At 73.9% G+C, this 12,244-nt stretch carries 10 protein-coding genes; 6 read left to right on the top strand and 4 right to left on the bottom strand.

The genetic code is table 11. The features are described from left to right. Nucleotides 1-111: 111 nt before the first annotated feature. Nucleotides 112-450, bottom strand: a complete 339-nt coding sequence (locus ABTY40_RS09855) for an antitoxin (RefSeq protein WP_352059036.1) — start codon at nt 448-450, stop codon at nt 112-114. 104 nt (nt 451-554) lie between these two features. Further along, nucleotides 555-812, bottom strand: coding sequence for a gliding motility protein (locus ABTY40_RS09850; protein WP_352059035.1), 258 nt, complete (start codon nt 810-812; stop codon nt 555-557). A gap of 155 nt (nt 813-967) precedes the next feature. Between ABTY40_RS09850 and miaA the strand changes: the two genes are divergently transcribed. From miaA to hflX, 6 genes are all read left to right on the top strand, one after another. Continuing rightward, a complete protein-coding gene (miaA, locus tag ABTY40_RS09845; protein WP_352059034.1) occupies nt 968-1,906 on the top strand; it encodes a tRNA (adenosine(37)-N6)-dimethylallyltransferase MiaA in 939 nt (312 codons plus the stop codon). Nucleotides 1,907-2,013: 107 nt separating this feature from the next. After that, nucleotides 2,014-2,493, top strand: coding sequence for a hypothetical protein (locus ABTY40_RS09840; protein WP_352059081.1), 480 nt, complete (start codon nt 2,014-2,016; stop codon nt 2,491-2,493). Nucleotides 2,494-2,626: 133 nt separating this feature from the next. Next, the gene (gene dapF, locus ABTY40_RS09835) at nt 2,627-3,526 is read left to right on the top strand and encodes a diaminopimelate epimerase (RefSeq protein WP_352059033.1); all 900 of its coding nucleotides are present in this window, start codon (nt 2,627-2,629) and stop codon (nt 3,524-3,526) included. Nucleotides 3,527-3,665: 139 nt separating this feature from the next. Beyond that, on the top strand, nt 3,666-5,978 hold the full coding sequence (locus tag ABTY40_RS09830; RefSeq protein ID WP_352059032.1) for a RelA/SpoT family protein: 2,313 nt from the start codon (nt 3,666-3,668) through the stop codon (nt 5,976-5,978). Nucleotides 5,979-6,043: 65 nt separating this feature from the next. After that, a complete protein-coding gene (locus tag ABTY40_RS09825) occupies nt 6,044-7,636 on the top strand; it encodes a M1 family metallopeptidase (protein WP_352059031.1) in 1,593 nt (530 codons plus the stop codon). A 228-nt stretch (nt 7,637-7,864) separates the two neighbouring features. Beyond that, nucleotides 7,865-9,358, top strand: coding sequence for a GTPase HflX (gene hflX, locus ABTY40_RS09820; protein WP_309055116.1), 1,494 nt, complete (start codon nt 7,865-7,867; stop codon nt 9,356-9,358). A gap of 136 nt (nt 9,359-9,494) precedes the next feature. On the opposite strand, the gene ABTY40_RS09815 is transcribed toward hflX, so the two are convergent. Together ABTY40_RS09815 and ABTY40_RS09810 are read right to left on the bottom strand one after the other, a co-directional pair. Then, nucleotides 9,495-10,661: a trypsin-like serine peptidase gene (locus ABTY40_RS09815; RefSeq protein ID WP_352059030.1), complete on the bottom strand. Its 1,167-nt coding sequence runs from the start codon at nt 10,659-10,661 to the stop codon at nt 9,495-9,497. A 219-nt stretch (nt 10,662-10,880) separates the two neighbouring features. Beyond that, on the bottom strand, nt 10,881-12,056 hold the full coding sequence (locus ABTY40_RS09810) for a trypsin-like serine peptidase (RefSeq protein ID WP_352059029.1): 1,176 nt from the start codon (nt 12,054-12,056) through the stop codon (nt 10,881-10,883). Nucleotides 12,057-12,244: the final 188 nt, after the last annotated feature.

Below are 12,244 nucleotides of genomic sequence, written 5' to 3'. Positions count from 1 at the left end.
GGCCGGGGCGCACGACGATCCGCGTACGAGGCACGACGAACGGCGGACGGCCGCGAAGCGGCATCGCTTCGCGGCCGTCCGCCGTGCGGGGACCGGTCCTGACGGCGCCGCTCAGGCGGCGGGCGGGGTGGTGGGGCCGCCGGCGCCCGGGGTGCCACCGGTCCCGGGCGTGCCACCGGTCCCGGGCGTGCCACCGGTCCCGGGCGTGCCGCCCGGGCCCGGCGTGCCGTCCGTGCCGTCGTCCTTGTGACCGATCCGGTCCAGCGCGTCCTTGGCCTTGCCCGTACCCGACTGGATCTTGTCGCTGTACTTGCCCTTGGTCCTCTCGTCGACCATTCGGGCGGCCTTGTCGATGCCGTGGTCGATCTTGTCCCCGTGCTGGTGCGCGAGGTCGGCCACCTTGTCCTTGGCCGGGGCGAGCTTGGCCTTCAGCGAATCCAGGAGACCCATGGGGCACCTTCCCTCCGCGGACCCCGTCGGGGATCCTCGTCCGTTTCCTGCCTACTGCTCTCTTGCCCGTGGACCGCTTTCCACTCCTCGCGGCCGACGGCCTTCTACCTGCGGGCGCCTTCGCCGGTCCCGCTGTCGGCGGCGGCGCCGGTGGACTGCTGCCGGGGGATGTCCACCGCCTCGGCCGGCTGCCCGGCGGTCTCCGCGGCCTCCGGCGCCTCCGGTGCCGCGTCGTCCGCCGTCCCGCCGCCGGAAACCGTGGGCTCCGGGGCGTCCTCCGGGGTCTCCTCCGCGGCGGCTCCGGCGGCCGCGGCCTCCTCGGCGGAACCCTCCGTCAGGTCCTTCTTCTTACGGCGAAACATTGCAAAAACGCCCATATTCACTCCATAGCGTACTCGGCGGGAAGGGCTTCGCGGCGAAACGCCGGGCCGAAACCCCGACAGGGCAACGAAGGCGGAGAGGGGCCCGTCACGTCGCTCGTTCGGGGACGGGCCGGGAGGTTTGCGAGACTGGGGCGGTGAGAAGTGCAGCTCCCGCCCCGCGGGTCATCGCCGTCGTCGGTCCCACCGCGGCCGGAAAGTCCGATCTGGGTGTCTTTCTGGCCCGGCAACTCGGCGGCGAGGTCGTCAACGCCGACTCCATGCAGCTCTACCGGGGGATGGACATCGGGACCGCCAAACTGACGCCGGAGGAGCGCGGCGGCGTCCCGCACCACCTCCTCGACATCTGGGACGTCACCGAGGCCGCCAGCGTCGCCGAGTACCAGCGCCTCGCCCGTGCCGAGATCGACCGGCTGCTCGCCGAGGGCCGCACCCCGATCCTGGTCGGCGGTTCCGGCCTGTACGTCCGCGGGGCCGTCGACGCCCTGGAGTTCCCCGGCACCGACCCCGGGGTCCGGGCCCGCCTGGAGGCCGAACTCGACGAGCGCGGCTCCGGCGTCCTGCACGCCCGCCTCGCCGTCGCCGACCCCGAGGCGGCCCGCGCCATCCTGCCCAGCAACGGGCGGCGCATCGTCCGGGCCCTGGAGGTCATCGAGATCACCGGCAAGCCCTTCACCGCCAACCTCCCGGGCCACGAGTCCGTCTACGACACCGTGCAGATCGGCGTCGACGTCGGCCGCCCCGAACTCGACGCCCGCATCAGCGCGCGCGTGGACCGCATGTGGGAGGCCGGGCTCGTCGACGAGGTGCGCGCCCTGGAGGCCCTGGGCCTGCGCGAGGGGCGTACGGCCTCCCGGGCCCTCGGCTACCAGCAGGTGCTCGCCGCGCTCGCGGGTGAGTGCACCGAGGACGAGGCGCGCGCCGAGACCGTACGCGCCACCAAGCGGTTCGCGCGCCGTCAGGACTCGTGGTTCCGCCGTGACCCGCGCGTCCACTGGCTCAGCGGAGCCGCGGACCACCGCGGGGAACTCCCGCGGGAGGCCCTGTCGTTGGTCGAACGAGCGGTTACAGCCTGATCACGTGATGGCATCGGGACGCCCCGGTCGTCATTCCGGCGGTCGGGAGCGTGCCATCATCGAGCATCGATCGACCAAGTGGAGTCCGAGTGGGAGGGCGCGTGGCGATGGAGGCCGGCCCTCGCGACAGAGAGCAGCACGACGCGGTCCTGCGCGACCCGGCGGACGGTGACGCCGCCGCCCCCGCGCCGGGGCTGACCCCGGACGGTCCCGACGAGGCCGAGGGCACCGCCGTCGAGGTGGACGCCGCCGAGGTCGAGGTCGAGCTGCGGCCCCAGCGCCGGCTGCGGATCTGGCAGCTCGCGCCGATCGTGGGCCTCGCGGCCGTCGGCTCCCTGATGTTCGCCTTCCCGCTCGCCTTCGGTTCCGGCGACGGCGGGGCCGTGGTCGCCATGCTGGGGCTGCTGATCAGCTCCTGCGCGGCCGGCTGGGGCATGATGGCCGCCCGCAAGGTCGGCCACACCTGGCCGGGACTCCCGCAGCGCGGCTCGGGGGAACGCCCGAACTGGCGCGTGCTCGCCCTCTACACGGTGACGATCGCGGCGCTGGTCGCCCTGGCCGTCTGGCGTGTCGCCCGCCTCCGCTGACCCGCCCCGGCCCCCTGCGCCCGACTCCCCTCGGCCCCGGCTCACCCGCCTCCGCCGACTGCCCCGGCCGCGGCCCCGCGCCCTGGGGACGACCGGCGGCCCCCCCCGGGCCCGACCCCGTACAGTTGATCGTGTGACCAGCGCGCAGACCTCACCCGCCCTCCGGTTCCTCAAGGGACACGGCACCGAGAACGACTTCGTGATCGTCCCCGACGCGGAGAACGCCGTCGACCTGGCCCCCGCGGTCGTCGCCCGCCTCTGCGACCGGCGGGCCGGCATCGGCGGCGACGGGCTGCTGCACGTCGTGCGCAGCGCCGCCCACCCCGAGGCCCGGCACATGGCCGGCGAGGCCGAGTGGTTCATGGACTACCGGAACGCCGACGGCTCCGTCGCCGAGATGTGCGGCAACGGGGTCCGGGTCTTCGCCCGCTACCTGGAGCACGCCGGACACGTCACCGCCGGCGAGGTCGCCGTCGCCACCCGCGGCGGGATCAAGCGCGTCCACCTCGACAAGGACGGCTCCGTCACCGTCTCCATGGGCAGGGCCGCCCTCCCCGACGCCGGGGTCACCGTCACCGTCGGCGGCCGCAGCTGGCCCGCGCGCAACGTGAACATGGGCAACCCGCACGCCGTCGCCTTCGTCGAGGACCTGAGCCACGCGGGCAACCTGTACGACGAGCCGCCGTACGAGCCCGCCTCCGTCTACCCGGACGGCGTCAACATCGAGTTCGTGGTCGACCGGGGCCCCCGGCACGTCGCCATGCGCGTCCACGAGCGCGGAGCCGCCGAGACCCGTTCCTGCGGCACGGGCGCGTGCGCCGTGGCCGTCGCCACCGCCCGCCGGGACGGCGCCGACCCCGCCGAGACCGGCGCCCCCGTCACGTACACCGTCGACGTCCTCGGCGGGACCCTCGTCATCACCGAGCACCCCGACGGCGCGATCGAGATGACCGGGCCGGCCGTGATCGTCGCCGAGGGCACCCTCGACCCGGCCTGGCTCGCGGGCCCCGGAGACGCTCCGGTCAACGACTGACCCGTCCCTCGATCGGGTGATCCGATTCACGCTCGGCGAGAGCGTGACCGCGCCGCGTGGTGGGGTCGGTAGCATCAAGCACCGGCCCCCGGGCACGCCTGGCCCGCCCACCGCCGGTCGACGTTGCCGGAGGTGCCCCATGAGCGCAGAGGCCACCCATCCCGTGAGCGCGGCGGAGACCGCCGCCACCGACACGACCGTCCGCAGACGCGCACGCGCCCGGCTCGATCTGCGCCGGCTCGGCCGGGCCGCCCTCCTCGGTGCCACGGCGGGACCCGCCCCCCGCGACCGGCTCCCCGACGCCATCAGCCATGTGGCCGAGGCGCACCGCGCCCACCACCCCGACGCCGACCTGAGCGTGCTGCGCAGGGCGTACGTCCTCGCCGAGTCCTCCCACCGCGGCCAGTTCCGCAAGAGCGGCGAGCCGTACATCACGCACCCGCTGGCCGTCACCCTCATCCTCGCCGAACTCGGCGCGGAGACCACCACCCTGACCGCCTCCCTCCTCCACGACACCGTCGAGGACACGGAGGTGACGCTCGATCAGGTGCGGCGGGAGTTCGGGGACGAGGTCGCGTACCTCGTCGACGGCGTGACCAAGGTCGAGAAGATCGACTACGGCGCCGCCGCCGAACCCGAGACCTTCCGCAAGATGCTCGTCGCCACCGGCAACGACGTCCGGGTCATGTCCATCAAGCTCGCCGACCGCCTCCACAACATGCGCACCCTCGGGGTCATGCGGCCGGAGAAACAGGCGAGGATCGCCCGGGTCACCCGGGACGTCCTCATCCCCCTCGCCGAACGGCTCGGCGTCCAGGCCCTCAAGACGGAGCTCGAAGACCTCGTGTTCGCCATCCTCCATCCCGAGGAGTACGAGAACACCCGGGCGCTCGTCGCCGAGGACGCCCGGTCCGGGGACACCCTCGGCGCCGTCGCCGACCAGGTCTCCACCGTGCTCCGCGAGGCCGGCATCGACGCCGAGGTGCTCGTCCGGCCGCGCCACTTCGTCTCCGTCCACCGCGTCCGGCTCAAGCGCGGCGAGCTGCGCGGCTGCGACTTCGGGCGGCTCCTCGTCCTCGTCGCCGAGGACGCCGACTGTTACGCCGTCCTCGGCGAGCTGCACACCTGTTTCACCCCGGTGATCTCCGAGTTCAAGGACTTCATCGCGGCGCCGAAGTTCAACCTGTACCAGTCCCTCCACACCGCCGTCGCCGCCCCCGACGGCTCCGTCGCCGAGGTCCTCATCCGGACCCACCGGATGCACAAGGTGGCCGAGGCGGGGGTCGTCGCCCTCGGCAATCCCTCCGTGGGCCACGAACCGGCCCCCGCCGCCCCCGGGCCGGGCCCGGCTGCGGGACCTTCGCCCTCCCCGGGCCCGCAGCCCTCCGCCGCCGGGGAGCCGTCGGCCGCCCGGGAGCCCTCCGCCGCCCCCGAGCCGCTCGACGGCGAACGCGCCGACCCCACCCGCCCCGGCTGGCTCGCCCGCCTCCTCGACTGGCAGCAGGCGGCCCCCGACCCCGACACCTTCTGGAGCTCGCTCCGCGCCGACCTGGCCGAGGACCGCGAGATCACCGTGTTCCGCGCCGACGGCGGCACCCTCGGCCTCCCCGCCGGAGCCACCTGCGTCGACGCCGCCTACGCGCAGCACGGCGAAGCCGCCCACGCCTGTCTCGGCGCCCGCGTCAACGGCCGGCTCGCCCCTCTCGGCACCGTCCTCTCCGACGGCGACACGGTCCAGCTCCTGCTCCCCGGCGCCACCGCCGGAGCCCGCCCGGACACCGCCTCGGGGCCCTCCCCCGAGTGGCTGGAGCACGCCCGTACCCCCGCCGCCCGGATCGCCATCACCGGCTGGCTCCAGGCCCACCCGGAGGCCGCCGAGACCCCCACCGCCGGCGACCCGCGCCCGCCCCTCAGCCTCACCGCCGACCGGCGCTCCGGCGCCGAGCTCCACGCCGAACTCGACGGCGAACCGCCCGCCGCCGTCCGCCCGGCCGGCTGCTGCACCCCCGTACCGCCCGACGAGATCACCGGTTTCCAGGTGCGCGGCGGCTCCGTCACCGTCCACCGGACCGGCTGCGCCGCCGCCGACGCCATGCGCCGGCTGGGACGGGCGCCCGTCAGCGTGCGCTGGGGCGCCACCGCCCGGTGCCGGGTGACGCTCGTCGCCGAGTCCTTCGGCCGCCCCGGTCTCCTCGCCGACCTCACCGAGGCCATCGCCACCGCCGGCGCCGAGGTCGTCGCCGCGACCGTCGAGCCGCCCAGCGAGCAGCGGGTCCGCCACACGTACACGCTCCAGCTGCCCGACGCCGCCGGACTGCCCGGCCTCATGCGCGCCATGCGGGACGTCCCCGGGGTGTACGACGTGTCCCGCGCCCGGCACCGCGCCCCAGGCGAGCGGGACCGCGCCCCGCGCGACGGGGGCGGGGCACCGGAGGGCCGCCGCCGGGCGTGACCCCTTCGGGTGGCGGGCGAGCGCGCCGTCCCGGGCGGCGGCGAAGGCCCTGGTAGCGGTAGCGCATGCCGCTCACACCCCGCCACACCGCTTCCCGCGCGCGGTGGCTCCGCGCCGCCGTCCTCGTCGCCTCCTCGGCCGGGCTGGTCGCCGCGGCGCTGCCCGCCTCCCGAGCCGTCGCCGGTCCGCCCGCGGCGCCTCCGGCGGACACCGCCACCGCTCGGGGGCCCGGCACCCCGTTCGCGCCGCCGGGCAGCACCGCTCCGGGACCCGGCACCGCCCCCGCGCCGCTGGGCATCGGGGACCGGCTGTTCCCCTTCCTGGGCAATCCCGGCTACGACGTCCTCGCGTACGACATCGCCCTCACCTACCCCGGCACCAACAGCGAGCCGCTCGCCGCCGTCACCCGCGTCCACGCGCTCGCCACCGCCGACCTGGCCCGGCTGCACCTCGACTTCTCCCACGGCACGGTCTCGGCCGTCGCCGTCGACCAGGTGCCGGCCGCGCACACCACCAGCGGCGAGGACCTGGTCGTCACCCCGGCCGAGCCGATCGACGCGGGGGAGACCGTCGAGATCACCGTCACCCACACCAGCGACCCGCGCGGGCCCGCCGACACCGGCGGCTGGGTCCGCACCACCGACGGCCTCGCCATGGCCAACCAGGCCGACGCGGCCCACCGTGTCTTCCCCTCCAACGACCACCCCTCCGACAAGGCGCACTTCACCTTCCGGATCACCGCCCCGCGCGACCTGACCGCCGTCGCGAACGGCCTCCCCGCCGGCCGGACCGACCACGGCGCCACCACCACGTGGACGTACCGCACCCGCCATCCCATGGCCACCGAACTCGCCCAGGTCTCCATCGGCCGCTCCACCGTCCTGCACCGCACCGGACCGCACGGACTGCCCCTGCGGGACGTGGTCCGCACCGCCGACCAGGAGCTGATGGAGCCCTGGCTGCGCAAGACACCCGGCCAGATCGCGTGGATGGAGGACCGGGTCGGCCCCTACCCCCTGGAGACGTACGGCCTCCTCGTCGCGGACGCCCGGACCGGCTTCGAGCTGGAGACCCAGACGCTCTCCCTCTTCGAGCGGAGCCTGTTCACCACCTCCCGGCTGCCCGAGTGGTATGTGGACTCGATCATGGTCCACGAGCTGGCGCACCAGTGGTTCGGCAACAGCGTCTCGCCCCGCACCTGGTCCGACCTGTGGCTCAACGAGGGCCACGCGACCTGGTACGAGGCCCTGTACGCGCAGGAGCACGGCGGGGAGTCCCTGGAGCGGCGTATGCGAGCCGCCTACGCGGCCTCCGACCAGTGGCGGGCGGACGGCGGCCCGCCCGCCGCCCCCGAGCCGCCCGCGCCCGGCAAGAAGATCAGCCTGTTCCGGCCCGTCGTGTACGACGGCGGCGCCCTGATCCTCTACGCGCTCCGTCAGGAGATCGGCACCGACGCCTTCGACCGGCTGGAGCGCCGCTGGGTCGCCGAGCACCGGGACGGGACGGCCACCACCGCCGACTTCACCGCCCTCGCGGAGCGGATCGCCGGCCGTGACCTCACGGCCTTCTTCCGGGGCTGGCTTTACGGGGACCGGACGCCGCCCATGCCCGGGCACCCCGACTGGCGCAGCCTCCCCGCCGAGGAGCCGGCGGCCTGACCCCTGGGACGGCCGATCGGCCGGCGCGCGGCGGACCGGTCCGCGCGGGCCTCGGGGAAACCAGGGGAAACCCGGATGACGGCCCGCACGGGGCCGTGTCACCATCAACGGGTCGGTGACGCCGCCGGCGGGCCCGGGAATCTTCCGGGGCCGTGACGCGTTGCCACGGATACGGAATCGTCCCGGGACCGTCCGGGCGACTCATCGCTTCATCGACGTAAGGATCAAATGACCTCCTCTTCTTCCCCTTCCCAGGACGCGCAGAGCTTCGCGGAGACGAGCCGCACCGAGAGCCTTCGGGCCGATGCCCTGATGGAAGAGGACGTCGCCTGGAGCCACGAGATCGACGGAGAGCGGGACGGCGACCAGTTCGACCGCTCCGAGCGCGCGGCCCTGCGCCGTGTCGCCGGCCTCTCCACCGAGCTCGAGGACGTCACCGAGGTCGAGTACCGCCAGCTGCGCCTGGAGCGCGTCGTGCTGGTCGGTGTCTGGACCACGGGGACGGTTCAGGACGCGGAGAACTCCCTGGCGGAGCTCGCGGCCCTCGCCGAGACGGCGGGCGCCCTCGTGCTCGACGGCGTCATCCAGCGCCGCGACAAGCCGGACCCGGCCACCTTCATCGGCTCCGGCAAGGCCCGCGAACTGCGGGACATCGTGGTCGAGACCGGAGCCGACACCGTCGTCTGCGACGGTGAGCTCAGCCCCGGCCAGCTCATCGCCCTCGAAGACGTCGTCAAGGTGAAGGTGGTCGACCGGACCGCCCTCATCCTCGACATCTTCGCCCAGCACGCCAAGTCCCGAGAGGGCAAGGCACAGGTCGCCCTCGCGCAGATGCAGTACATGCTGCCGCGGCTGCGCGGCTGGGGTCAGTCGCTCTCCCGGCAGATGGGTGGCGGCGGCGGTGGCGGCATGGCCACCCGTGGTCCCGGTGAGACCAAGATCGAGACGGACCGGCGCCGGATCCGCGAGAAGATGGCGAAGATGCGCCGGGAGATCGCGGAGATGAAGACCGGCCGTGACATCAAGCGGCAGGAGCGCCGGCGCAACAAGGTGCCCTCGGTCGCCATCGCCGGCTACACCAACGCCGGCAAGTCGTCCCTGCTCAACCGGCTGACCGGTGCGGGCGTGCTGGTGGAGAACGCGCTGTTCGCCACCCTCGACCCGACCGTCCGCCGGGCGGAGACGCCCACCGGTCGCGTCTACACCCTCGCCGACACCGTCGGATTCGTCCGGCACCTGCCGCACCACCTGGTCGAGGCCTTCCGCTCCACCATGGAGGAGGTCGCCGACGCCGACCTCATCCTGCACGTGGTGGACGGCTCGCACCCGGCCCCGGAGGAGCAGCTGGCCGCCGTGCGCGAGGTCTTCCGCGAGGTCGGCGCGGTGAACGTGCCGGAGATCGTGGTCGTCAACAAGGCGGACGCGGCCGATCCGCTGGTGCTCCAGCGCCTGCTGCGGGTCGAGAAGCACTCCATCGCCGTCTCGGCCCGTTCGGGCCAGGGCATCGAGGAGCTGCTCGCGCTCATCGACACCGAGCTGCCGCGCCCGGAGGTCGAGATCGAGGCCCTCGTGCCGTACACGCAGGGCGGTCTCGTCTCGCGGGTGCACGCAGAGGGCGAGGTGGACCTCGAGGAGCACACCCCGGAGGGCACCCTGCTCAAGGCGCGGGTCCACGGCGAACTGGCGGCGCTGCTCGCGCCGTTCGTTCCCGCCGCGCATTGATCCCCGCCGCCCCCTGATCCCGGCCTTCCGGGCCGGGATCGACGGACGACGGCCGGTGGTGTGCCGGCCGGGCCGACGTGAAGGCGCCGGTCACCCCCGCGGGGGTGACCGGCGCCTTCGTGTGTGCCGGGACGGGTCAGCGGGCGAACTTCTTGCTGACCATGTCGTGGGCGTCCTTCGCACCGCGTCCCAGCTGCGGTCCGGCGAGCCAGCCGTTGCCGCCGGACGGGCCGATGGAGGTGTTCGACACCAGGGCCGTCGTACCGTTCGCCATGACCCGGAACCAGCCGCCGCCGGACGACCCGGCGGTCATCGTGCAGCCGATCCGGTACATCGTGGGCGTGGCCGGGGCCGTCGTCATCCGTGTCGCCCGGTCCAGGCACTTGTGCATGATCAGCCCGTTGTACGGGGCGGCCTGCGGGTAGCCCCAGGCGCCGACCGTTCCGGCCCGCGCGGGTGCCGGAGCCGAGAAGTCGACCGGCAGCGCGACCCCGACGGTCTCCTCCAGGGACTTGCGGCCGCGCTCCGGCTTCACGTGCAGCACGGCGTAGTCGTACGGCCAGGCCTGCTGGGTGCCGCCGCGCTGGATCCAGTCGTTCGAGGTGACGGCCCAGTCGGCCCAGTACTGGCCGTACGGGGCGATCTCCTGCGGCCGGGCGTCGCGCAGGGCCGATGCCGACTTGCCCAGGTCGTTGTAGGCCGGGACGAAGGTGATGTTGCGGAACCAGCCGCCCTTGCGGCCCGCGTGGACGCAGTGGCCGGCCGTCCAGACCAGGTTGGACTTCCCGGGGCGGCGCGGGTCCTTCACGACGGTGCCGGAGCAGACCATGTGGCCCTGCGGCGAGTCGAAGAAGATCTTGCCGACCGGGGCCGCGTTGCGGTGGTACGGGGTCTTCTCGCGCTGCGCCCGGACGGGGCGGGGCGTCGGGTCGGTGGCCCCCGCGCCGGCCTGCGGGGCGATCGTCTGGTCCGGGCTCTGCGCGGTCTTCATGCGCTCCGGGTCCCAGAGCCCCTCGATCACCGGGTTGACGAAGTCCTCGGCCTCACGGAGCCAGGTCTCCCGGTCCCAGTTCTTCCATTCGCCGTCCTTCCACTTCTCCAGGTCGACGCCGTGCTTCTGCAGCTTGTCGGCCAGGTCCTGGGCGAGGGCGGCGCCGTCGTCGCCGGTGGCGGGCGCGGAGCTGCTCGCTCCGCCGGCGGGCTTGTCGGCCGCCGGCGTCTCGGTGGGGCCGCAGGCCGTGGCGGTCAGCGCGAGCGCCGTGGCCAGGCCGAGGGCGGCGGGCAGAAGTCGTACAGAACGCATGTGGTGAGTTCCCCCTGAGGTGTGTTCCGCGTCCGAACGGGCGGACCGGGGGAGCGAAGCCCCACCATTGCCATGGACGCGTCACTTGCGGTGCACAGTATGCCGGGCGGTACGGACGCGGCGGAGGCGGGACCCCGAGGCCCCGCCTCCGCTTCCACTCCCCGCCGGGAACACGAGCCCGGCCCGCGCGCCCGTACCGCCCGGCGGACGGCAGCCGGACTACCGGCCGGCGTACTTCTCGCTGACCTCGTCGAAGACGGCCTTCGCCTCCGCGCCGAGGCGCGGACCCGCGAGCCAGCCCGCCGAGACCGGGCCGACCGAGGTGTTCGATACCAGCGCCGGCTTGCCGTCACGGCCCTGGGCGACCCAGCCGCCACCGGACGAGCCGCCGGTCATCGTGCAGCCGATCCGGTACATCGTCGGCTGCTGCGCCTTCAGCGACAGACGGCCCGGCTTGTCCTGGCACTGGTACATCTTCTGGCCGTCGAACGGCGGCGCCGCCGGGTAACCCGTCGCCGTCATGGCCGCGATCTTCGGCGCGGCCGGGGCGTTGAAGTCCACCGGGAGCGCCGAACCGACCGTCTCCTCCAGCGACTTGCCCGAGCTCCCCTTCTCCGGGGTCACCCGGATGACGGCGTAGTCGTAGGGAGCGCCCGCGCCGCCTGTCGACGCGCCCTGGGCGATCCACTGGTCGGAGGTCTTGACCCACTCCGCCCACCAGACGCCGTACGGGGCGATCTGCTCACGGGGGGCCTTCTCCAGGGCCGGGGTCGGCAGCGCCGAGTCGTTGTACGAGGGCACGAAGGCGATGTTGCGGTACCAGCCGCCCTCCTTGCCCTTGTGGACGCAGTGGCCGGCCGTCCACACCAGGTTGGACTTGCCGGGGTGCGCCGGGTCCTTCACGACCGTGGCGGAGCAGACCATCGAACCCTGCGGGCCGTCGAAGAAGACCTTCCCCGCCTCGGGCACGTTGGCGTGGTACTTCGGCGCGACCGCCTTCGCCCGTACCGGGTCGGGCGTCGGGTCGGTGACGCCCTCGTCACCCGAGATGTCCTCCTCCTCGACCGGCTTGTCGGGCCGCTCGGCCTCCCGCATCCGGTCCGGGTTCCACAGGTCCTCGATGATCGGGTTGACGAAGTCCTTGGCCTCACGCAGCCACTTGTCGCGATCCCAGTTCCGCCACTCGCCGTCGCGCCACCTGTCCACGTCGATCCCGTGTTCCTTCAGACGGTCCTTCAGGTCCTCCGGAATCCTGATCTTGTCGGCCGGGCTCTGGGTGGTCGGCGCCACGGGCTTGTCACCCGCGTTCTCCTCGCTCGGCCCGCAGGCCGTGGCGGTGAGCGTCAGCGCCGCGACGGCGGAGACCGCCGCCAGCAGCGGACGGATCGATCGCATCTCGTGATCCCCCTGGGACTTCTCGGTGTGTGCATGAGTGCGGCGGCCGTGATCGCGCGGACGGCCGGCCCCCACTATGCCGGTGCCGGAGGGGACGGTACGCGCCCGGCCGCCGGTTCCGGACCCCGACAGCCGTTGCCGGGCCGTGATCCCGGACACTCCAAGGTTCTTGCGCCCGGCCCGTGATC

The organism is Streptomyces sp. NPDC126503 (assembly GCF_040302405.1).
In the GTDB taxonomy this organism is placed as follows: domain Bacteria; phylum Actinomycetota; class Actinomycetes; order Streptomycetales; family Streptomycetaceae; genus Streptomyces; species Streptomyces gulbargensis.
The sequence above is the reverse complement of the archived record's forward strand: the minus strand, read 5'-3'. Positions and strand labels throughout refer to the sequence as shown.